This window comes from Paenibacillus sp. FSL R5-0914 (assembly GCF_038004525.1).
Taxonomy (GTDB): domain Bacteria; phylum Bacillota; class Bacilli; order Paenibacillales; family Paenibacillaceae; genus Paenibacillus_AQ.
In genome coordinates this window covers 345,994-368,196 of the sequence record NZ_JBBORH010000002.1, presented here as the reverse complement: position 1 = coordinate 368,196, position 22,203 = coordinate 345,994, and the positions used below count along the sequence as shown (strand labels likewise).

Genomic DNA, 22,203 nt, shown 5'->3' with positions numbered 1-22,203 from the left:
AGTTTATCACATGTTCATATGAAAACAACCTCCAAGCTGTATAAAACAGCTGGAGGTTGTTTAATTTCTGCTCATTTTCTCAACGCTGTGATGGAAATCTAGCGTTCCCAAAACCTTTATTACTATGATCAACTTGACCTCTCATCAGTTCAAGCAAATATTCGGGATCAGAGTTCATATCTAACATTTTCAACGCATTTTTTGGAGCAAACCCTTCACTTACACTGTGAGTGATCATGGCTAACAGTGGATTAAAATAACCTCTTATATTCAGCAGCCCTATAGGCTTCTGATGAATCCCAATCTGCATCCAGCATAGAATTTCAAATAACTCATCAAAGGTTCCGAGACCACCCGGCAGGGCAATAAACGCATCAGCCATACCGCTCATAACGGCCTTTCGTTCATGCATACTAGAGACCTCAATCAGATTCGTTAGCCCAGAATGCCTGATTTCATCTTTAAAAAGATCCACTGGCATGATACCGACGACTTCACCACCATTTGCCAACACTCCGTCTGCCACCTGTCCCATCAGGCCATTTCTTGAACCTCCATAAACCAGCCTACAACCTTGTGCAGCTATATGATAACCCAACTCTCTAGCCATTTCTGTATATTCTGAATTAAGACCTGGATTCGAACCGGCGAACACACATATTGTAAAAGCCATACCTATCACTCCAGACTGGTTATTATGGTTCAATTGAGATAATTCACTTATTGTACATCAGAATATTAAAATAAGTGTTAAATGAAAGTCATCTTTTTGTTTGTATCGTTAATTGGTACAGTTTACTATTCCACTCTGCAGTAACACCTAGTGCCTTAGCCAAAGCTGCCGCTGGAACAAGTGATGCATAACTTACTTTAATGGCTCCCTCTTTAAAGATGATTTTCTTGCCTTCTTTCGAGAGCGTCATATCTCCGTCCCATGAGAGGGTGTAGCCCAGATTTTCCGCCACTTCCCTGATCGGTACTCTTACACTTCCATCCAAGAATATAGCAGACTGTGCGGAGTCGATCTTCTTCCCATCCACGATTACAGTAACAGGCTTCAAGATAGGAGATACAGTAAAAGGACGTGAATCAAGCGCGCTGATTCCAAGTTGACCAAACATATTCGTCCCCCAAGCTACTGCTGTTCCATCCTTCAAAACTGCATATTTACTATTTTCCCCCGTGGCAAAAGAAACCGGATTGCTCAAGCCTTTGATTTGTTTAGGTTTAGTAAAGACCCATTTACTGTCGGTTGATGATTGGGTATTCCAAGTCCACGCGGTGCCATCTTTTTTAACAGCTACAAAGCCACCTAAATCCAGCGTAAGTTTGGAGATCGGCTTTATGACTGTTATCTTTTGCAGACCTTGCAATAAAGTGCCAGCTTCCCATACCCAGTATTCTCCTTTTTTATTGGCAACAAGATTGAACCCATTTTTCGTCTGAACAGATACAATATCCGTAAGACCTGGCATCTTCTTCATCATGATTTCGTTATAATTATTGCTGTCAACCGTTGCCCAGACACTTCCATTCTCAGTTAACGCCAGTATACTCCTCCAGTTCATAGAAACGGACTTCACATGATATAAATCCTTGACTGGGGTCGGCTTCTTCACCGCTTTTGTATTCTCTATTTGCGGGTTAGCGCTCCAAATCCAAAGAGTACCGTTGGTGCGAATTGCGGCCTGATAGTCACTGTTACCGACCCACATTACCTCACTTAAACCCTGAACCTTGGTAGCAGCAGGTAACGCTGTAAAACCTACATCAGTGATTTCTGGAGGATTCCACTGGAGTACGCTTCCATCCTTTCTCAAAGCTAATGTATTGTGTATGCCTGAAGCTATACTGACTACATCGGTCATCCCAGAGATAACCTGAGGAAGTAGCACCTTGTGCTGTTTAGCGCTTACCCCATTGCCTGCTTCTATAGCATTCTTATCCCGGTAATCTCCCCAAGCTTTAACCGTCCCGTCTTCGTTCAGCGCAACATAATAAATTCCACCGATCTCTAACTGCTTCGTACGATCAAGCGCTGCTATGCTATGGGGAGTAATCGTCCACCCTTCAGGACCTGCAGTTCCATTTGCAAATTGTCCAAAAACATTGCTCCCCCAAGACCATACGGTTCCGTCAGTCCCCAGTGCGAAGGAACTCCCTCCCCAAAATCCAGAAGTGGCAACAATCTCCTTAATTCCACTCAGCTTCGCGGATGAGGGATCCGCGCTTATCACTTGTGGGACTGACGTAACAGCCATAATAGAACAAACAGCCAAACTAAACAGCTGTAGCTTCCTTGCTAATAAGTTCATCTTGTTTTTCCCTTCTTATGATATTATTGTAATTATTATTCATCTTACACTAAGACGCTACTAAGCTGCTCAAAGTTGTATAATTTTTAAATCCCGGGATTCAGATTGCTTTGAATTATGTTATAATTACGCTGCCTTGGATCTACTCTTTTCAATCGCAATACCGGAACCAAATGATTATGGAGGGAAGTTATGCTTAAATTTATAGGTGTTTTACTGCTCTTCAGATTAGTGGGCAACCCTTTTCTGGCTATATTCATCCTGCTTCTTATCTTGTATTTCTTGGATCGGCGATATGTGGGCATCTTCCCCAGCATTACAAAGCCCTTCAAAAGAATGCGTCAAATTTCCAAGTTACGTACAACCATTTCTTTAAATCCTAATGATGTTTCATCCAAATTTGATTTAGCGCGGAGTTTGACAGAACGTAAAAAATACAGGGAAGCGAAGGATCTCCTACTGCAAATCGAGGACCGTTATGAGCAATCTGCTGAATATTGGGTAGAACTCGGACATGTGAATCTTAAGCTAGGCGCTTTGGAGGAAGGCGAAGCACAAATGCTTCGTGGTCTGGAGATCAACCGTAAGGCTCGATATGGACAGCCATATCTTTGGTTAGCGGAAACTTTCCGCCATACGAATCATGATAAAGCATTACATTACGTTACTCAGTATCAAGAAATCCAGTCATCTTCTTCTGAGGCGTATTATCTGGCTGGTTCGATGTATAAAGCGCTTGGCAGATCAGAGGATGCGAAACGAGCTTTCGAAGAATCCACCGCTGTTTATCGTTCACTGCCTAAATATAAAAAACGGCAGGAGCGCGGTTGGGCGTTGCGCAGCTTTTTCGCCAAGATGAAATAAACTTGACGACTCCTTAACCCAAAAAACGGAGATCACTTCTGATTATCAGAAATGATCTCCGTTTTTTTATAATAAATTGGGGGGAAACGATGTTATTAGTTCGTCACTAATTTCCAAAGCGATAATGCCGACTCCGGATTCCAGTTGGTATCACCGAAACTTCTAAATGTCACTCGAGCTTCATAAACGTTACCCTTGTATTCAACTTTTGTTCCTACAATGTACAACCCGGTTGCATTCCAAGCTGCTACATCTGGTAATACGGGTTTCACAAGGGTTGTGACTGTATACAAAGAGCTCTTGTCTGAAATATTACCAGCAGCGTCTACAGCTCTCACATGATAATTGTACGTAGTGGAAGCTTTCACCGATAAATCCGTAAAGGAAGTTCCCTTAGTTTGGGTCAATTCAACACCCTCTCGATACACAACATAATGATCAACACCTACATTATCTTGGGCGGCGTTCCACATCAGATTAACACTATTGTGCTTCACTGACATGGTATGCAGCCCCTCAACCATCGAAGGCTTCACAGTATCTGGTGTTTCCACTGGAGGTATAACCACTTCCGGGTTTGGTGTGCTAACAACAATAATATTACTTGAGCCTGACGTGTTTCCTGCACGATCCACTGCAACAATATAATATGTATAAATTTTACCTGCTTCTACAGTAATGTCTTTAAAGCTCGTTGTTGAGGATGTTCCGATTTGTTTCGCTATACCGACGCTATCCCCGCGATAAATCATGTAATGATCTACGCCTACGTTATCTGTTGCAGCATTCCACATAAGATCTACACTGCTCGATTCTACACTCATCGTGTGTAACCCCGTTACTGTTGACGGCTTCTCCGTGTCTGGTTGTACCCCAGGTCCTGATTCACCGTTCTTTAGATTCACATCAATGACTTGGTAGAAGGCATTCGCTGTATCATCAATATCCCACACCGCCAAAATAACATGGTATCCACTGCGGTCAGTTGGGACATTTACTTTGTGCGTCACAGAACGCTCAGGCTGTTTACCGCCATTTTCAAAAGTTCCAATAAGCTCTAAATCGGAACGTTTAATTGGCGTATTAGGATTCCAACCTTTTTTCGTAATATAGTAATGCCATTTTGTTGTTCTATGTTGTGCTGTATGATACCAAGTGATGTCATTGACTCCGCCAACCATATCGTGCTTAATCCAGCGATCACTTGATTGTTGATCCAGAATTCCTCCGAACATGCCACCCGCAGATGCAATCTTCCCGTCCGCAGGACCCGCCAATGGGAAACCCTTTGGTGCCTCTAGACTCTGTGGCTCATATTGAACAGAACCCACATTATTCGCTGCACCAAGCTTCGCACGACTTGCTGGTTCGGATACATAACCGTGTCCTAACGCTTTATCGGTATCGATAAGTCCTACTCCGGCAATAACCCCCGCTGTAATAACAAATGGAGCAACCTTCTTTGCGATACTGCTGTTCTTCATGCTTACTTTCATCATTCATCATCTCGCTTTCTAGTTGTAATTTGGAGACTTTGAAAACGAATCCAGTGTTATTATAATTTTCTAAAAACATAATAACAATAACCTAAAGAACCAGACGTCAATGGATAAAAGACCCATGACAATTGAACGGATTAGTAGTTCTCCCCGCTAATAATGCCCCATCGAAACGATTCATTCTACTCAAATAAAAAGCCAGCCACCGATAAATATATCGGTGGCTGGCTGCAAAAAAACAACTTGTTATGACTTCTGATTCATAAATGGGGTATAGTCCCATTTACATATTTAAATCCTGCTTGTTAACTTCTCCGCTCTGTTTAACCGAAAATGGCCACCAATTTCCTCGGCCGAAGATCCGTACCATTACAGGGACAAAGAACGGCAGGAAGATTAAAGCATACAAGGCCAATCCTACGAGCACCACTGTAGCAATCTGCATCATCGACAATACCCCAGAAGGATACATCGAAGCGAAGGTACCACCCAGAATAACTACAGCTGAAAGGATAACTGTACCCATATTGCGCATAGCGTGTAGAATCGCTTCTTTTACGTCCCATGTTTTATTTTCGTTAAACCGGGCCATTAAGAAAATGCTATAATCCACACCTAGTGCAATCAGCATAACAAAACTAAAGAATGGCGTCGTCCAGGTAATCCCTTCATAGTGCAGAAGATTAACGAAAATAGCCTCTGTAACGCCCAACGCTGAAAAGTAAGTGATCAAAAGTGAAATAATAAGGTAAATCGGCATTACGATTGAACGGAGCAGCAACACTAATATGATGAAAATACCGCTCAGCATCAAGATTACTGTACGCGTATAATCTTCATTGGAAATATTCCGCAAATCGCTTTGACTGCTTGTAACCCCGCTAATAGCTGTTTCAGCATTTTCAAGCTTCGTACCTTTAACTGCACGATCTACTGCTGCTTGAATATCACCCACACTATCTATAGCCTCTGAGCTGTAAGGATTCTCAGTGAATACCACGTCCAATGTCATCACCTTACGGTCATCAGATAAGTACGTGTCAAATACCTGCTTTATACCTTCAGCTTTAAGTGCCTCAGCCGGTACGAAGAATCCGCTCAGCTCTTCATCCTTAGCCGCTTGAATCTGATTCAAGTATTCTTGTGCCGAGCCCAGACCGCTTGTAATTTGCTTCAATCCATCAGCACTATCGCTTAGTCCAGTGGTTAAGGCTCCAATCTGACCTGTCAATTCACCAAAACCATCTGCAAGCTGCTTCTGTCCGCCTTGCAATTGATCAAGACCACTTGTGATAGACGGAATCTTTTCTACGATCTGTCCTTGACCTGCTGCCGCCTGGTCGAGTCCAGATTGCAGTTGACCGATTCCAGCTACAAGCTTAGCTAAACCTTGCGCGAGCGCGGTTTGCCCAGCCGCAGCTTTGGCATAACCGGCATTCGCTTCATTTAAGCCAGTAGCTGCACCTTTAAGCTGTTCTGAAACCTGACCAAGACCGGCTGCTAGTTGCGCTGCACCCGTACCACTTTGTGCTACTGTACCTTTGATCGTCAAATAATTTACATCCTGAACAATTTCCGGATAACTGCTCTCTAGGCCAGCGAAGGAACCGTCCAGTCCTTTTAATGCCTCTGCAACACCTTGTAGCTGCTTCGGAAGCTGCCCGAGTCCTTCATCCAGCTGGGTTAAGCCTCCACCGATTTTTTTATAGCCCTCAAGTAACTTCGCATTTGCATCTGCTAACTGTTTAGCACTTGTTGCTGCCTGCTGAAGACCGGATTTGATCTCTCCTGCACCCGCTGAGCCACTCTTAATCCCGCTCTCAATCTGGGTGAGCCCAGCGCCTAAAGCAACAATTCCGTCTTTGAGATCCGCTGTGCCCTCTGTCAGCTTAGCACTCCCTGCAACAGCTTCTGTAAGTTTAGGAGCATTATCGCTAAGCTGTTTACTAGCTTCAGACAAGCCGGTCTGAATCTTGGTCAGACCTTCGTTACTCTGGTCCAGTCCATCAGAAAGTGTACCGACCTGATTCGGAATCAAGAAATCGCTAATCAGCTCACCTGTAGGACGTGACATGCTGCGAACGGATTTTACGCTATCCACTTTTTCCAGCTCGCGGCTAATTTTCTCCGCAAGTCCCAGATATTCTGAATTGTCCATACGATCATCATTCTTGATAACGATCTTGCCAGGCATCGATTCACCTGGTCCGAAGCTCTCCGAAATAATATTAAAGCCTTTTACGGAAGCATATTCCGAGCCAATTTCCTCCAAGCTGTTAAAGGACAGCTTACCGCTATAGGTAACTAGGAATGGGGATACGATTACTGCAACGATTAGAAGTGCGGCCCACGGTCTTTTTAAAGAAAAAGAACCTGCCCATCCCCAAATACGGCTCTCACTATGCTCCAGCTTGCCACGGGAGGGCCAGAATAGCTTTTTGCCTAGAACAGCCATAAAGAATGGAACAATCGTCACAAGTGCCAATAGCATAACTGCAATACCAACTGCAACAGCTACTGCTGAACGATAAAGAATAAATTTCGATAACCCAATCGCTACAAAACCTACAAACACCGCTAAGCCCGAATAGAACACCGTTCCTCCAGCTTTTCGATAAGTTGCAATGATTGCACTTTTAGTATCTTCTGCGGTCATCAATTCTTCTTTAAAGCGACTGATCAGCAGAATACAATAATCCGTACCGATCCCGAACATGACCGCAACCATAAAGATTTGAGTAAACGTTGATAAAGGAAAATCATAACGATCCACCAAAAAAGCCACGACAGATTGGGATACAATATAGCTGATACCCACGGTCAGCAGCGGTACAAAAGGCGCTACGAACGAACGAAATACGACGAATAGTATAAGTAAGATAAAGACAACTGTAATATACTCCGACTTCTTTAGCCCTGCTTCTGAGCTAGCAATCATATCCTCTGTAATCAGACCTTCACTGGTCAAATAATGATCTGCTTTAACACCTGAGAGCATCTCATCCACTTTATCTGGCAGAGCAGTAACAGCCTCTCCTTCACCTTTTACGGTCAACGCCACCATAATAGTCTTGCCATCTTTGGCAATCAGTGTATCTTTAAGCTCACTTTGTGAAAAAGGATCGGTGATGGAATCTAACTGCAGAGCTTCCTTATTCGCAGCCAGCTTCTCAACGCCTTGTTGAATACTTGCTGTTTCTTCCGCTCCGATTCCCTTCGGGTTATTGAACACAAGGGCTACTTGATGGAGTGATTCGCCTCCCTTGTCACTTGATGCTTCCTTCATGATTTCTGCTGCTCTAGATGAAGGGTATCCCTCTGGAACCGTAACCTGCCCCTTCTCACGGACAAGATCAGAGAAAGACGGGGCCGTCATCACTAGCACCACCGCTACAGCGAGCCAGATTGCGATAACCGCCCATCTTGTTTTTAGAATCGTCTTCATTGGCTCTTCCCTCCATTATCATTCTGAATTAGACTTGCCAGTTTCTCAAACATCATGATGAATGTCTCAATATCCTTCTTTTCAAAATGAAACAAATACGGGGCCACTACTTCATGTACTTGCGACTCAGCTGCTTCAAATACTCTTTTACCATGCTCTGACATCGATAAATACACCTGACGACGATCATTCTCGTCACGAGTGCGCTCAATAATGCCCGCTTGCACCAGTCTGTTGATTATTGCTGTAATGGAGCTTTTACCCACGCAAAAAGTTTCTGCTAGATATGTAGATGTACATTGTTCCTGAGCATTAATCAGACGCAGAATTTGATACTGATCATTCGTTGTATCTGCAGCAATGCTATCTTTAATTCTTGCGGCTACTTGTCTAGTCACCATCATATAAGCATCCATATAACGGTTAATCCAATGCTGAACTTCATCTTCCAAAGCTTCCTACCTCCAAATATAGTTCAACTGTAGAACAGTTTCATTGTCAAACTATAATCCCATTTATTTCAAAAGTCAACTTTACAATTCTAAGGAACAATTTAAGGTGACCCAACAAAAAAACAGGCCGAGAGTTCATCTCGACCTGCCATTGTATGTCTTCTAAAAATTGTTTATTCCTCATCCTCGATCTCTTCTACTTCATAAACACATCTCAGCGTTTCAATGCCTGCTGCATTTTCGCCGAGGCTGTACACCATGAACCCAAGACTACGGTAGAAATCTGCAGCAATCTCATCCTCTGTTTCAGCTACCAGATAACGCGGCTGACGCGTAGTAAGCAGCTCCAGAATCATCCCCCGTGCATAGCCTTTTCCTCTGTTCTCTGGCAATACAGCAATATGCCGAATATCCAAGGAACCATCTTCTGTTTCTTCAAAGCCTACAAGACCAAGCAGTAATTCTTCCTCTTCCCAGCCATATAACTTTAGCCCGGCTTGTTCGCTATACTCAGACGAAGTCTGCTGTAGAGCATTCGGATCATCTATGACCGCATAGGTCAGCAGCTCATTCACCTCAGATGTACCAATGAGGGGTTTAAGATCAATCAACATTCTTCACATTTCTCCTTCTTTGTTCCTTTTACAGCTAATCACTCGAAACAATCCGTAGCCTGTCCACACACCTAGCATGTTTAATAGTAAATCATCAATATCGAAGCTTCCCACATGCAGCAGCATTTGCAAGCACTCCAAAAGCAGAATACAAGGGACAGCATATAGCGAGATTCTAAGCCAAGAAACAGGACGTATCTTTACTATTGGCGAAAGAAAACCAAATGGAATAAAAACTACAACATTTCCTAGCAGATTTACTAGCCGATTGATAAGTGATAAACCGTTATCCAAGTTGAAATAAAGTGACACCGTGCGAAATGGAACCAGATTATACTGAAGAGGACCTCCGGTATGTACCTCTCGTCCAAATCCGATAAACATCCAATAGATAACAGTAGCACTATACAGAGTTAGCACTACCCGTGTCAATCCTTTTAGCGGCCATGAACGGTAAGTTTCTTTATGTCTGCGGTTAATCAATTCTTAGGTTGAGCTTCAATAATTTCGATAGTTCCATCAAGTTTACCTACGATCGCCATCGCTGCAATCCCAATAAATAGGCCGTGATCTACAACACCCGGGATGTTTTGGATGGTCAATGCAAGCTTCGGTGCAGCTTCTATCGCTTCAAATCGGCAGTCCGCAATGTAATTGCCATTATCCGTCTTGTACAACTCTTCTCCGCTGCGACGCAATTCAGGTTGGCAACCCAGTTTGGCAAGCTCTGCCACAGTCCATTCCCACGCGAAAGGAACGATTTCCACCGGCAACGGAAATTTGCCTAGCGTGTTTACAACTTTACCTTCATCGGCAATCACAATCATTCGGGTACTATTACTAGCTACAATCTTCTCACGAAGCAAAGCGCCGCCGCCGCCTTTAATTAGTTGCAGACTGCTGTCTAGCTCGTCCGCTCCGTCAATGGTTAAGTCCAGACTATCAATATCACCAAAAGCTACCAGTGGAATTCCCAGCTCTCGTGCTTGCTCTTCGGAAGCGCGTGAAGTAGCTACTGCGGTAATTTTCAAGCCTTCACTGACGCGTTCACCGAGCTTGCGGATTGCCCAGTAGGCAGTTGATCCCGTACCCAGACCTACCTTCATTCCATCTTCTACATATTCCACTGCTTTTTCAGCTGCTAGTTGTTTAACGTTGATACTCATTTTAATACCCCCATGTTATCCATTATAAAGTTTTATAGTATTTTGCCGTAACAGAGACTATCCGGATCACCTATGTAGGGTCCAAATAAATCAATCGGTTGGTAGCCATGCTTGACGTAAAGCGCAATCGCTTCTGGCTGCTTAATTCCGGTCTCCAATCGGATCTCCTTAAACCCCGCCGCTAATGCTTGTTCTTCAAGGAATAACAGCATATTTGTAGCTATGCCCATTTTACGATAACTAGAATCTACATAAAAGCGCTTCAACTCCATCGTTGCGATCTCTATTCCGATATAATCCAGTGGACGAAGCCCACCACAGCCCACTGGTTTTCCGTTTAAGTAGGCTACTACGAAAGTCATTTCTTTTACTTTGGGATCCTCGAAATCAACAACATAGATCGTCTCATGCGGATAACGCATCTTCAGTTCCTCATCCAGAAACGTAATAAGTTCTCTTAAATCAGCGTTCTCTGGATCAACTACTTCAAAATTCACTTCTGTTACGGGCGACACTCTATTTCCCTCTTTTCTTGTATCCAAATTCGTATTATCCTTCTTGCAGCCAAAAAAATCAATATTCTTCATTCTGTCTTATGTATATTGTAATTTCACTACATCCTCTAAGTTTAGGATCATCTCTTTTTCAGCGTGGTTAGCAGCCCTATGTAAGTAAGCTTTATGCTCAATGAAAGCATCTGAGGGGGCTGCCAATTTAATGTGCTCCAGCACACTGCGTTCGACATCAGCGAGAACTAGATTTCCTCTACCCGCACTTACTCTACATAGATTAATGATTGCTAAAGGCTTATTCACAACTGCCTGCCCGCTGGACTCCACAAAAACTGTGTATTGAACTAAAGGTATTACGTCTGGATCTTCCACACTAGCAGCGCAAGATTGGTCAAAGATAGAATACATTAGTGAAGGATTGCGTGATAAAGTCCCTAATTTTTTCTGATTAGATACCAATTTGCTGTTCTGGTAGGCCAAGAATCCGGCAACTGACAACACGAGCACAAGCAAAATAACTAATATCGAGTACATTTCATCACGTCCCACCCAATACTCCATAATAACAATACCGATTATATATTATCATGGATAACTGCATAGACCAATCCTATATTATCAACACTATAACAAGTGTAAGCGATATTCAATCTATAAAGTTATTTTGAAATATTCAAAATAACAGTTGAAACTTCGTTTGACATGTCTCATAATGAAAATATGAATATTGTTTGTCAATCCATATGGAAATCAAGGGAGGAAACTTAAAATGAAGTTTTTCTTGGACACCGGAAATATTGAAGAGATCAAACGTATTACTCGCCTCGGATTAGTGGATGGCGTAACGACTAACCCGTCGCTCATCGCTAAAGAAGGAAGATTGTTTAAAGATGTTATCAAAGAAATCGTAGCAATCGTTCCAGGTCCAGTAAGTGCAGAAGTAATCGGACTTACAGCAGAAGAAATGCTTAAAGAAGCATACGAAATTGCTGAGTGGGCTCCAAACGTTGTCATTAAACTCCCTATGACTGAAGATGGCTTGGAAGCTTGTTATGAGCTCACAAAAAAAGGTATCAAAACTAACGTAACGCTTGTCTTCTCAGCGGCTCAAGGCTTAATGGCTGCAAAAGCAGGCGCAACTTATATTTCTCCTTTCGTAGGACGTCTGGATGATATCGGTGTTGACGGAATGAAGCTGATCAAGGATCTGAAGACCATCCTAACTAACTACGGTATGACTTCCGAAATTATTGCAGCATCCATCCGTAACATTGCGCATGTTGAGCAAGCCGCTCTTGCTGGTGCTCACATTGCTACCATCCCAGGTTCGCTCCTGCCTACCCTCTGGAAGCATCCGCTGACAGATAACGGTATCGAACGCTTCCTGAAGGATTGGGAATCCGTACCACAAGCATAAGATTGTCTTTCATTCTTTTATCAAAGGGCTATCCCGCAAGCTACGGCAACGCAGCTTAAGGATAGCTCTTTTTTCCATCTAAAGTCCTTGCAGAAGTCTGACGAACACGCTTTGACAAGAGTCGCGCATCTACCTGCTCCGTTTCTTTCACGTCAGATTCTCCCTTGCTCCCCTTGCTTGGCGTTACTGCAAATAAGGTCAGCAATCCACCAATTGCGCCGACTGTAGCCATCAAAGCGAATAATACCCAATGACCACTGCTTAACAGCAGCGATACCACTGGCGGTCCTGCGGCTACCCCTATAAACCTCATACTGCTATAGAGAGCGGTTATCGTGCCGCTATTTTCTTTCTCAATTCCCTCCGTGATCAAAGCATCCATACAAGGAAGCACAATCCCGATTCCAACACAACCTAAGCCCATAAACCCGACTAAGAAATAAATACCTTTATTGAACCCCGCAAAGATCATTGCTGCAGTAAGTAACACCATTCCTCCAAAGCCCAGCCATTTCATTAGCGTTTTGTTCTGACCAATGATCTTTCCTGTTCCATATGAAGACAGACATAACAAGGCTAATGGTATTGCCAGCACAAACCCCTTCATTGCCCCATGCATATTAAATTTAGATTCCAGCATTTCCGATAAATAGAATTGAACGCCAAAGGTTACAAACATACAGATACCGCCTATGGCAAAAATAGCATACAACCATCGTCCCTTTTCACGCAAAATGCTCACAATTCCGGATAAAAATTCTCTTATACCCTGTTTCTCAGGTTGTTCCTTCGCTTCCGGCTTTCGAACCAGAAAAAGAACTAAAGCAAATGAAATTAAACATAGAACAGGAATAGCGATAAAAGGTGCAAACCAAAGCCATATTCCAAGATAAGCTCCAAGGATCGGACTGAGCACTTTACCAAAGGTATTAGAGGTTTCAATAATTCCCAGACTTTTGCTTACATCCTCTTCTTCCTTGAATAAATCACCAACGAAGGGCAGCACAATAGGAAAAGCACCAGCCGCACCTATCCCTTGTAATAAACGTCCGGCCAGAATGACCCAATAGGCGCTAACGCCCTTCATAACCCAAGCCGCCACCACGCACACAGCTCCACCAATAGCAGCAATGATCAGACTCGGAAGAATCACCTTTTTACGTCCATAAGCATCAGACAGGTACCCTGCAATTGGGATCATCACGATAGCCATCAATCCATAAACAGTAATCAGCATACTCACCTGAAAAGAGCTAATGCCTAGTTCTTTAGAAATCTGCGGCAAAATAGGGAGCAGCATGGAGTTACCGAGGGTCATAATTAGTGGAATGGATGCCAGTGCAAGCAGATCCCATTTTCTTTCCTTCATGAACTGACCACCTTTGTCATTGTTTGCGACGACTCTCTATATTGTGGTTTGTTCATCCCTCTTTATTCATACATATAAAAAGACCGTACCCCCGCCAATGCGAAAGGACGATCTTATGATCAGAAGATGGGGCTTTACAGCGAATTTGTAATCATGGTCTTCGCTTTTACAGATGGGAGAAACCGGTTTGGTTCTCCTAGGCTAAAAATATGCAGCAAGTGCATCGCTCGAGTGCAAGCTGTATAAAACAATTTACGCTCACTTTCTCTGCCATATCGTTCAGCTGAACCATCGTAGATGATGACAGCATCAAACTCCACACCTTTAGCTAAGTAAGCAGGTAACACCAATGTTCCCTTCTGGAAATTCGGCGTTTCTTTCGTAACGAGCCTTACTGGCAGCCTACTATGTAGTTCATCATGAACTCTTGCGCTTTCTTCTGCTGTTTTACAAATGACAGCCACATAATGATACCCCTTGGATTGCAAATTCCGGATATCCATTTCAACTGCATTCAGAAGCTCATCCTCGCTAGACACCACACTTAGCTGAGGTTCTTCTCCTCGTCGATTAAACGGCACAATTCTTTCCCCTCCAGGAATCATTGAACGCGTAAATTCTACAATTTCAAAAGTGGAGCGATAGCTTCGGGTTAACGAGATCACTTCTGTATTCTCTTCCCCATAAATGCTTACCAAACTAGACAAATCACCGAGCACCTCACCTTGTGCATAGATCGCCTGATTCAAATCACCCAATACGGTCATTTTCGCCCTTGGAAACAAACGACGCATGAACTCTAATTGGAAAGGTGAGTAGTCTTGTACTTCATCCACAATCACATGACGAATCAGCGTATTGGTACGGAAGCCTTGGCTTAACTCCTTCAAATAAAGGAATGGTGTAGCATCTTCGTAGGCAAGCTCGTTCACTGCGATAGATTTTAGTGTTTGTTCACAGATCTCATCCCAGATTTCCGGCAGAGAATTAACACCATTTAGGCGTTCCATAAGCTCACGATCAGTAAACAGCGTACTGTACAATCCCTTAACATCCACAAAACGACCTCGTTTAGTCCATCCGCGCAGTGGTTTTAAGCGTTGGCTGACTACATACCGGGATAACACTTCTTTTTCAGTATCAAAATCATCAAAACTATCCTGTGTAGCTTTCTTCTTACGTCGTAACATCTGATATGCACGATGGTAATCACTGGAGTCCAATAGCTCAATTTGATCTTCAACCCATGAAGCATTTCTTTCCTCATGGCTAAAATCAGCGATCTTCTTCAGTAACCAGCGTGTCATTAAGTCTACACGGTTCGCAAGCTTAATGGCGGGATCATAGGCATAGAAATGACGTTCCATTTCTTCTTTACTGACTACCGCTCTACCTTGAAACATTAAAGGCTTGAACTGCATGCCCTCATGTTCCAGCATCGTAGCATACCGACGAATCACATCGAGAAAAGGTACGGATGATTTATAAGCGATGCCTTCTCTGCGTATACCCACTTCAGGGCCATCAGGGGCATTCAATAGGTTTTCCGTCTGACTAAAGACATCTTCCAGCTGGAATTCATGTCCTAAACGATGCTCAAGATACATCTGAAAAGTGGTTTGTTGCATATTTTCTTCACCTAGCTCTGGGAGCACAGTTGAAACATAGCTATTAAACAGCGGGTTCGGCGAGAACAACAACATCTGGTCTGCTTGCAGAACTTCACGGTATTTATACAAAAGATAAGCTACCCGCTGCAATGCTGCAGAGGTTTTCCCGCTTCCTGCGGCACCCTGAACGACCAGCATTCGGCTTTTGTCGTTGCGGATAATCGCATTTTGCTCTTTCTGGATGGTAGCTACAATACTCTTCATTCGATCATCGGCACTATGGCTAAGCACTTGCTGCAAAAGCTCGTCGCCGATCGTTACCCCAGTATCAAACATAACTTCAATAACACCGTCAGAAATCACAAACTGACGTTTAAGATTCATTGTACCGGAAACAAGTCCACCAGGTGTCTCATAAGCTGTTGGGCCAGGAGCTCCGTCATAATATAAGCTCGATATAGGCGCCCGCCAGTCATAGATCAAGAAGGTGCCATCATCCTCCATCAAGGATCCAATCCCCAGATAAATCTTTTCCGTTACTCCATTTGGTGCTTCTGTAAAGTCAATACGCCCAAAGTAAGGAGAGACGAGTAGCTTTTTATATTTTTTTAGAGCCTTGCTCGACTGTAAATGATGGCGTTCACGTTCATTCAAGATTTGGGATTGTTGGCGCAGACTTGTTGAAGTTTCCCCTAAATCATCTGGACTACTGAAGTTTACCGTTACCTCTTCCCAGAAGTCTTTCCGCATATCCACCACATCACTGCGATGGAGTCCGAGCTCCTCAGATAATCGCCGGATATGGGCAGACAAAAGCTTAGTCAATCCGTCAACCCGCTGCTGTTCCTCTTTCCATTCAATTTCATGATTCTCCACTACATTTCATCCCCTTTGGAAGGTTGATATTTCAAGTGAGGATACTCTTAATAGATGAATCCTTAAGCTTATATGTTGCACATCACAAGGTTATGTTTAAGCTTCGCGATCCGTTTCTTTTTCCTCAGTCGCTATACGGTTCATCTGATCTGCCACTTTATCAAGCCGTTCTAATTGATATCCGTAATCGTAAATAGCTGCGGCTACAACATACAATCGTAGTTGACCTATTTTCTCCGCATTATACCCCATGATCGTTGAATTCAAAAATCCATCATTCTCGTCTCCCAAGGGTTCCGATTCATTAGTGTTTGGTTTTAGTTTATCTTCAAATTTCAGCAAGATCAGTTGATGATATTTGATTAACTGCTCCAAATGACTGTCAAACAATGCATCTGTCTCTTCACTTCGATCCGCTTGAAAATAATGCCGATCCACAGCCTCAAGAACATCGAAGCCTTTTTGCAAAGAAGATAACAGGTTCTTATAGACAACCATTTGTCTAGTCTGACTGTACTTCGCCCTCTTTAGCTGTTTCTGCTCTTCCTCAAACAAAGCGTACTTATCCGCTAAAGATTTAATAGATGACTCCAGTGCAAGTTTTTCATCACGAAACACACTTTCCTTCATCTCATGAGATACAGCCGTTCTTAGCAGCAAAGAAAGACTGGCAAAGACGTTCTCGATTTGCTTGATGTACTGTTTCCGTGGTTTCGGAGGAACTACTATAATATTGATTAGAAATGCAGAAACAATCCCTGTCAATGTTAATAAGAAACGATTCAGCGCAAACTGCCATTCACCAGAAGCCTCCATCACTGTTATAACGGTGACGAGTGTCAGGCTAATAGTATCCGCTCGGTTAATTTTCATACTGATCATAATGACAAGAATGCAGACCAACCCAACCGCAATTGGACTATTGGATAACAGCATTCCTCCCAGAAGAGCGAGTACCGCGCCCATTGTAGTCGTTGTCAGCTGATCAAGAAAATAACGCCAAGAGCGATAAATAGATGGCTGCATCGCGAAAATTGCTGCAATCGCAGCGCCCACAGAAGATGGAAAATGTAGCAGTTCGGCTAAATACAAGGCAAGCGTGACTGCCATTCCTGTTTTAAATATGCGAGCTCCAAAAGCCAAAAATATCCCCCCTAAAAATTGGCCCACTCTGCAATATGGACATCTACGAATCCCTCATTCCTCTAATTACCCAAGCCTAATGTTGATGAATTTTATGATCATTTAAGCTCTCACTTATGATTCTTTCAGCTTTCAGGGAATACTAATTCAAGTAAGTTCCTATCACATATAACATACGAGGTGAGTGAATGAATAACAACATCAAAAAATTAGTGACCATCACAGCTGTTCTTTTCCTCAGTCTGTCTCCAGCACTTGCTCCTACTCGGAGCGTGTCAGCTGAGAATGTAACCTCCACTGCACCTGATTCTGGGCCTTCGGAAAAAGGTCATAGACCCCCACCAGGGAAAGACGGGAAATTCAGAGCCGGCGGACATTTCATTATTTTCGAAACAGCCAAGCTGCTTGAGATGGATCGTACGGAGCTAATCAATAGCCTTAAAACAGGCAAAACCCTCCCCGAGCTTGCCCTTGAAAAGAAAGGCTGGACAGAAGATCAATATATTCAAAAGCTCAGCGAATCCGCAAGTAAGCGGCTGGATCAAGCCATCAGCGAGGGACGTCTAACAAAAGACGAAGCTCAAAAGCTAAAGGCTGGACTTCCTTCTATGCTGAAGAAAAAAATAAGTAAAATGGGTCATTTCCAAGATCATAAATCTTCGGAACATCATGTGATGAACCCTCAAGCAAAAACGCCTTCGGTGTCCTATTTAGGACGGTAAGCGTTTATGCGAGAAATATAAGGATAATGTATAGCGTGAAACATATATATTCTTATATTTTAAAATATCCCCACAAAAACGGATATCTTCATTTCTTATGAGGATATCCGTTTTTTATAGGCTTCAAATAGACTGATGGATAACATCAGCCACGCGCCACTTGCAGCATAACCACCAATTACGTCGCTAGGATAATGAACTCCCAGGTAAATACGACTCCAGCCAATGCCCACAGTCATGAATACCGCAAATATTATTAACAGGATTCTTTCACTTCTTCGCGGCAAATGACGCCACAGTAAATAGGCAATTACCCCATACAGGGAGAAGGCTGCCATTGAATGTCCACTTGGGAAACTATAACCTAGCTCTTGGACAATACGATTGAAATTTGGACGCTCCCTTTGAAACCATAACTTCATAAGTGTATTCAATAGCTGTGAGCCTAGTCCAACCCATAGGAACAGAATTAGCTCAAGCCGATGTTTCAGCAGAAAATACAGCAGTGCCATCGTGCCGATCGATATGCCAATCGCTACCTTGGAGGAACCAATCAGAGATAGTCCTTTGGCGAATGTGGTCAGTCCAGGTGATTCAGCGGATTGAACAAAATGAATCATATAATTATCAAATGATGATACCTTGTTCATATGAACTAGGATCGCAATAACGACGAAACAAGCAGCAAACCCTATAAAATAACGAAAACCTCTAGACCAGTTCTGATAATAAAGCATAAATACCTCCGTGTCTAATTTTGTGCCTGTCGATCACATTTCCTGAGAAGCTATAACCCGTGCTATAATTATAGAGAAATAAATATACAAAAAGATGGAGTGCTGCCAAAGTGGAGAGTCTAAAATTGCAGGAACGTTTGTTGAATCAGTTTATTTCCACAAAGGTGCCCGTGACGATTTTTACAACAAATGGTGTAAAAATGCAAGGCGTCGTAACCTCGTATGATGCATTCACAATCACTTTACAGGGTCAAGGTGATGGCAGACAGAATGTGCTCTTCAAATCTGCAGTATCCACTATTGTACCTCTTAAGCCCGTCTCACTCAAATAGTTCACACATTCATTAAACTTCTTCATCCTATTTTCAATAATAAAGGGAACACCGGACTACATCTCCGGTGTTCCCTTTATTATTTTCTTAAATTGTCTTATTCACTCTTCAAAACGAGTTTCTTTTATACTGGGAAAATCACAGGCTTCACACACACCGGTTTGGATACCTCGGCAGTATTTCCAGTAAAGACGAGACGACCACTGGTCTCTTCAATAGAGAACACAACCAGGTTATTAGCGTCACGATTTGCAACAATAAGATAAGCCCCATCCGGAGTTAATGAGAAGTGTCGTGGATGCCCTCCACGAGTAGATACATATTCAATTAGTGTAAGCTTGGCAGTAGCGTTATCCACTGCAAACACTGCGATGTTATCCGCTCCACGATTAGAAGCGTAAAGATATCTTCCATCTACTGAAGTGGCAATTTCAGCGCAAGTATTCTCTTCCTTAAAATCCTCAGGCAAAGTTGAAATTGTATCTACCGTGTGAAGAGTCCCTGTAGCACTGTCATATGTAAACGATGTTATCGTGGAATCCACCTCGTTTATAACATAAGCAGACTTTCCATCTGGATGAAAAGTAAAATGACGAGGTCCCGCCCCTGGATGAAGCACAGTATCTCCGTGAACTTCTAGTTTGTTCAAGTCTCTATTGATTCTATAGGACCGAATAATATCAAGCCCAAGATCAGAAACAAACAGATACTGTCCGTCCGGACTGAAAATAGCCGAATGGGGATGCGGGCGATCCTGACGTTCAGGATGGTGACCATGACCGGAATGAATCGCGACATCCGCCAGTTGATTAGCAACTTTTTCTTCATCTAATGTGATCAAGCCTACACTGCCACCATGATAACTACATACAACAATGTATTCATCGCTTAGATCTCTAGAAATATGGCATGTGGTAGTTTGACCATTACCTGAAGCAGGCATTGAGGCTATTCGATACAATTCGCTCAATTTCCCACGCTTAGCATCGATAGCAAAGGTAACGACTTCTCCCTCTTTTCCACCTTCACCATTTGGCTTTTCTCCTATGGCATATAAACGCAGGGCTGAAGCATCTACATTAACAAAGGTGGGGTTAGTTAGACCCTGAACCGAGTCGATTAATTTTAACGTACCTCCTGCTTCGCCATCGAATTCAAATACCTGCACACCGCTATCCGTGGCACTTGCATAGGAACCCGTAAACAGCAATAACTTAGTCTGCTTTTCCATCTTTACATCCTCCTTCAAAGTATTGCTATTATATAATTTACAATTTTTAAACGTTAAAGACAAACCATAAAGTAAAAAGTGTGACAAATAGTTCAAAAATAAGGCTTTCCAATGATTAGGGATTGTGCTATAATGAAAGCGCTAACATTAGTCTTTTATTAAGTATAAAGGGGGAACATGAATGAGTAGCATCCTGCTGGAAGCCAGAAATGTATACGAGGACTTCGAGGTGGAAACAGACATTCTGTTCTTTAAGGTCGGGGACCATGATTTGGTCATTTTTCACGGCAGAAACTACAACATAAAAAAGAGAATGACTGCCGAGCAATTAAAACGATTGTTATCCAATTCTACTTACTATCATGTGTACGGTGGCTGTTATGTCAATCTAAACAAGATCAGTTCTATCGAAGACGACTTCATTTATTTCGGAGAAAAGGGCCTATTCGCTAAAAACGTACGGGTCCCAAGACGGAAACAAGAAAGTATTCGTCATCTATTGAAAGGACTGAAGTAAACATCTTATTCCCATAAGCCGGAAGGGCATGTTACCGATGCCATTTCCGGCTTTTTGCTTTTTATTAATAGAAACTTAAAAAGATCCTATCTTTTTTTATACTTTCTTAAGGTTTAGGATCTGGATTTCTGTTAAAGTTGTAAATAGACAAGCAACACCTATATTGAAGGGAGTCATTACTAATAATGGACAAAAAAGATCTGAATGGAAATGAGAACTTAGAAAACAACGGTACTCCGGAAGAAGAATTGAACACTACCGAGAATACCAATGAAGTAAATGAAGTGGAGGTCGTAGCTGCTGAAGAACCTGTGAATACAACAAAAGAGGAAAGTGTTCCAGTAATGAACAAAGTCGGCAGCAACAATAATACGACGCCACCTGCTCCACCAGTTTCTCCTAAAGGTAACAAGGGCTGGATGATTGCCTCTGTGGTTCTGGCTGCGGCACTCATCATTGTATTGATTAAGCCTCCATTCCAAAAGGACGACAGCAGCACAGCTGTTGCTAGCGTTAACGGAACTAACATTACTAAAGAACAACTTTATGATAAATTGATCGAAGCAGGCGGAGAAAGCACACTGCAAGCTATGATTACTACTGAACTCGTTGATCAAGAAGCTAAAAAAGCTAACGTAACTGTTACTGATGAAGACATTAATGCTGAATTAGAAGACCTAAAAGCACAATTCGGCGGAGAAGCTGCATTTAATGCTGCATTGCAACAAAGCTCAATGACCGTTGATGACTTGAAGAAGCAAATGCCGCTGCAAGTAAAACTGCGTAAGATTCTTGAGCCGCAAGTGACTATAACGGATCAAGAAATCAAAGACTACTATGAAGCAAATAAAGCTACTTTCAATGAAGAAGAACAAGTTCGCGCTTCCCACATTCTCGTTGAGACTAAAGAAGAAGCGGATGCAATTTTGAAGCAATTGAAAGATGGAGCAGATTTCGCTGAACTTGCTAAAGAAAAATCTTCAGACACTGGTTCCAAAGCTAATGGCGGAGATCTAGACTTCTTCAAACGTGGAGATATGGTAGCTGAATTCTCCGATGTAGCCTTTAAGCTTAAAGTTGGGGAAACAAGCGGTGCTGTGAAATCCGATTACGGTTATCACATCATTAAAGTAACCGACCACAAAGACGCTAAAAACTACACCTTGGAAGAAAAGACAGATGAAATCAAAAAGACGCTTGTGTCTCAAAAGGTTTCCACTCTTTCCACTACTTGGTTGTCAGATACAACTGCAAAAGCAAAAATCACAAATTCACTTACGGATGCCAAAAAAGAAGCAACAGCTTCTCCTGAGCCATCTGCAAGCGCAGAAGCAGGAACTGAATCTGCTAAATAATATGACTGCAAAAAGCAGGACAAGCGT

At 42.7% G+C, this 22,203-nt stretch carries 21 protein-coding genes; 6 read left to right on the top strand and 15 right to left on the bottom strand.

All coding sequences use genetic code 11. The features are described 5' to 3' along the window. Positions 1-79 precede the first annotated feature (79 nt). Positions 80-673 carry an LOG family protein gene (locus tag MKX60_RS17730; protein WP_076282875.1) on the bottom strand — a complete coding sequence of 198 codons (594 nt, stop codon included), beginning with the start codon at positions 671-673 and terminating at the stop codon, positions 80-82. Positions 674-761: 88 nt separating this feature from the next. Next, positions 762-2,315 carry a stalk domain-containing protein gene (locus MKX60_RS17725; protein ID WP_341060567.1) on the bottom strand — a complete coding sequence of 518 codons (1,554 nt, stop codon included), beginning with the start codon at positions 2,313-2,315 and terminating at the stop codon, positions 762-764. Positions 2,316-2,507: 192 nt separating this feature from the next. On the opposite strand from MKX60_RS17725, the gene MKX60_RS17720 reads away from it, so the two are divergent. Next, positions 2,508-3,179 (top strand): tetratricopeptide repeat protein, encoded by a 672-nt coding sequence (locus tag MKX60_RS17720; RefSeq protein WP_042187471.1) that lies wholly within the window; start codon positions 2,508-2,510, stop codon positions 3,177-3,179. 95 nt (positions 3,180-3,274) lie between these two features. On the opposite strand, the gene MKX60_RS17715 is transcribed toward MKX60_RS17720, so the two are convergent. The 8 genes from MKX60_RS17715 to MKX60_RS17680 all read right to left on the bottom strand — a co-directional run bounded on the left by MKX60_RS17715 (position 3,275) and on the right by MKX60_RS17680 (position 11,401). Next, the gene (locus MKX60_RS17715) at positions 3,275-4,678 is read right to left on the bottom strand and encodes a lytic polysaccharide monooxygenase (protein WP_341060566.1); all 1,404 of its coding nucleotides are present in this window, start codon (positions 4,676-4,678) and stop codon (positions 3,275-3,277) included. A 283-nt stretch (positions 4,679-4,961) separates the two neighbouring features. Then, positions 4,962-8,123, bottom strand: coding sequence for an MMPL family transporter (locus tag MKX60_RS17710; RefSeq protein WP_341060565.1), 3,162 nt, complete (start codon positions 8,121-8,123; stop codon positions 4,962-4,964). After that, complete coding sequence (locus MKX60_RS17705) at positions 8,120-8,575, bottom strand: MarR family winged helix-turn-helix transcriptional regulator (RefSeq protein ID WP_076282879.1); 456 nt, start codon at positions 8,573-8,575, stop codon at positions 8,120-8,122. The genes MKX60_RS17710 and MKX60_RS17705 overlap by 4 nt, the downstream gene beginning before the upstream one ends. A 173-nt stretch (positions 8,576-8,748) precedes the next feature. Continuing rightward, entirely contained in the window at positions 8,749-9,189 is a 441-nt protein-coding gene (locus MKX60_RS17700; protein WP_341054190.1) for a GNAT family N-acetyltransferase, read from the bottom strand. Positions 9,190-9,192: 3 nt separating this feature from the next. Continuing rightward, a complete protein-coding gene (locus MKX60_RS17695) occupies positions 9,193-9,672 on the bottom strand; it encodes a VanZ family protein (RefSeq protein ID WP_341054186.1) in 480 nt (159 codons plus the stop codon). Next, complete coding sequence (gene rpiA / locus MKX60_RS17690; protein ID WP_143764014.1) at positions 9,669-10,349, bottom strand: ribose-5-phosphate isomerase RpiA; 681 nt, start codon at positions 10,347-10,349, stop codon at positions 9,669-9,671. The genes MKX60_RS17695 and rpiA overlap by 4 nt, the downstream gene beginning before the upstream one ends. Before the next feature lie 38 nt (positions 10,350-10,387). Beyond that, positions 10,388-10,870, bottom strand: a complete 483-nt coding sequence (locus MKX60_RS17685; RefSeq protein WP_076283366.1) for a GNAT family N-acetyltransferase — start codon at positions 10,868-10,870, stop codon at positions 10,388-10,390. A gap of 78 nt (positions 10,871-10,948) precedes the next feature. Beyond that, positions 10,949-11,401: a hypothetical protein gene (locus MKX60_RS17680; protein WP_143759423.1), complete on the bottom strand. Its 453-nt coding sequence runs from the start codon at positions 11,399-11,401 to the stop codon at positions 10,949-10,951. A 235-nt stretch (positions 11,402-11,636) separates the two neighbouring features. On the opposite strand from MKX60_RS17680, the gene fsa reads away from it, so the two are divergent. Continuing rightward, positions 11,637-12,284: a fructose-6-phosphate aldolase gene (fsa, locus tag MKX60_RS17675; RefSeq protein WP_042126959.1), complete on the top strand. Its 648-nt coding sequence runs from the start codon at positions 11,637-11,639 to the stop codon at positions 12,282-12,284. 55 nt (positions 12,285-12,339) lie between these two features. On the opposite strand, the gene MKX60_RS17670 is transcribed toward fsa, so the two are convergent. From MKX60_RS17670 to MKX60_RS17660, 3 genes are all read right to left on the bottom strand, one after another. Continuing rightward, on the bottom strand, positions 12,340-13,653 hold the full coding sequence (locus tag MKX60_RS17670) for an MFS transporter (RefSeq protein ID WP_341060564.1): 1,314 nt from the start codon (positions 13,651-13,653) through the stop codon (positions 12,340-12,342). A 134-nt stretch (positions 13,654-13,787) separates the two neighbouring features. Continuing rightward, a complete protein-coding gene (gene helD / locus MKX60_RS17665; protein WP_341060562.1) occupies positions 13,788-16,139 on the bottom strand; it encodes an RNA polymerase recycling motor HelD in 2,352 nt (783 codons plus the stop codon). 96 nt (positions 16,140-16,235) lie between these two features. Beyond that, positions 16,236-17,282 (bottom strand): FUSC family protein, encoded by a 1,047-nt coding sequence (locus MKX60_RS17660; protein ID WP_076299441.1) that lies wholly within the window; start codon positions 17,280-17,282, stop codon positions 16,236-16,238. Positions 17,283-17,470: 188 nt separating this feature from the next. On the opposite strand from MKX60_RS17660, the gene MKX60_RS17655 reads away from it, so the two are divergent. Beyond that, complete coding sequence (locus MKX60_RS17655) at positions 17,471-18,004, top strand: hypothetical protein (RefSeq protein ID WP_076282886.1); 534 nt, start codon at positions 17,471-17,473, stop codon at positions 18,002-18,004. A 95-nt stretch (positions 18,005-18,099) separates the two neighbouring features. Here MKX60_RS17655 and MKX60_RS17650 read toward each other — a convergent pair whose 3' ends face one another. Then, positions 18,100-18,741 (bottom strand): phosphatase PAP2 family protein, encoded by a 642-nt coding sequence (locus MKX60_RS17650; RefSeq protein ID WP_076299442.1) that lies wholly within the window; start codon positions 18,739-18,741, stop codon positions 18,100-18,102. Between the two features lie 110 nt (positions 18,742-18,851). Here MKX60_RS17650 and hfq point away from each other — a divergent pair, with 110 nt between their 5' ends. Continuing rightward, complete coding sequence (gene hfq, locus MKX60_RS17645) at positions 18,852-19,073, top strand: RNA chaperone Hfq (protein ID WP_042126951.1); 222 nt, start codon at positions 18,852-18,854, stop codon at positions 19,071-19,073. A gap of 124 nt (positions 19,074-19,197) precedes the next feature. Here the strand turns inward: hfq and MKX60_RS17640 are convergent, their stop codons facing one another. Next, positions 19,198-20,304, bottom strand: a complete 1,107-nt coding sequence (locus MKX60_RS17640) for a lactonase family protein (RefSeq protein ID WP_341060560.1) — start codon at positions 20,302-20,304, stop codon at positions 19,198-19,200. 181 nt (positions 20,305-20,485) lie between these two features. Between MKX60_RS17640 and MKX60_RS17635 the strand changes: the two genes are divergently transcribed. Together MKX60_RS17635 and MKX60_RS17630 are read left to right on the top strand one after the other, a co-directional pair. Beyond that, the gene (locus MKX60_RS17635) at positions 20,486-20,821 is read left to right on the top strand and encodes a LytTR family transcriptional regulator DNA-binding domain-containing protein (protein ID WP_341060559.1); all 336 of its coding nucleotides are present in this window, start codon (positions 20,486-20,488) and stop codon (positions 20,819-20,821) included. 185 nt (positions 20,822-21,006) lie between these two features. Next, a complete protein-coding gene (locus MKX60_RS17630) occupies positions 21,007-22,176 on the top strand; it encodes a peptidylprolyl isomerase (protein ID WP_341060558.1) in 1,170 nt (389 codons plus the stop codon). The last annotated feature ends 27 nt before the right edge of the window (positions 22,177-22,203 follow it).

Coding starts and splice junctions, on each gene's coding strand:
- MKX60_RS17730 (WP_076282875.1), bottom strand. CDS start 673: ATGGCTTTTACAATATGTGTGTTCGCCGGTTCGAATCCAGGTCTTAAT.
- MKX60_RS17725 (WP_341060567.1), bottom strand. CDS start 2,315: ATGAACTTATTAGCAAGGAAGCTACAGCTGTTTAGTTTGGCTGTTTGT.
- MKX60_RS17720 (WP_042187471.1), top strand. CDS start 2,508: ATGCTTAAATTTATAGGTGTTTTACTGCTCTTCAGATTAGTGGGCAAC.
- MKX60_RS17715 (WP_341060566.1), bottom strand. CDS start 4,678: ATGATGAAAGTAAGCATGAAGAACAGCAGTATCGCAAAGAAGGTTGCT.
- MKX60_RS17710 (WP_341060565.1), bottom strand. CDS start 8,123: ATGAAGACGATTCTAAAAACAAGATGGGCGGTTATCGCAATCTGGCTC.
- MKX60_RS17700 (WP_341054190.1), bottom strand. CDS start 9,189: ATGTTGATTGATCTTAAACCCCTCATTGGTACATCTGAGGTGAATGAG.
- MKX60_RS17680 (WP_143759423.1), bottom strand. CDS start 11,401: ATGTACTCGATATTAGTTATTTTGCTTGTGCTCGTGTTGTCAGTTGCC.
- fsa (WP_042126959.1), top strand. CDS start 11,637: ATGAAGTTTTTCTTGGACACCGGAAATATTGAAGAGATCAAACGTATT.
- MKX60_RS17670 (WP_341060564.1), bottom strand. CDS start 13,653: ATGAAGGAAAGAAAATGGGATCTGCTTGCACTGGCATCCATTCCACTA.
- MKX60_RS17655 (WP_076282886.1), top strand. CDS start 17,471: ATGAATAACAACATCAAAAAATTAGTGACCATCACAGCTGTTCTTTTC.
- MKX60_RS17650 (WP_076299442.1), bottom strand. CDS start 18,741: ATGCTTTATTATCAGAACTGGTCTAGAGGTTTTCGTTATTTTATAGGG.
- MKX60_RS17640 (WP_341060560.1), bottom strand. CDS start 20,304: ATGGAAAAGCAGACTAAGTTATTGCTGTTTACGGGTTCCTATGCAAGT.
- MKX60_RS17635 (WP_341060559.1), top strand. CDS start 20,486: ATGAGTAGCATCCTGCTGGAAGCCAGAAATGTATACGAGGACTTCGAG.
- MKX60_RS17630 (WP_341060558.1), top strand. CDS start 21,007: ATGGACAAAAAAGATCTGAATGGAAATGAGAACTTAGAAAACAACGGT.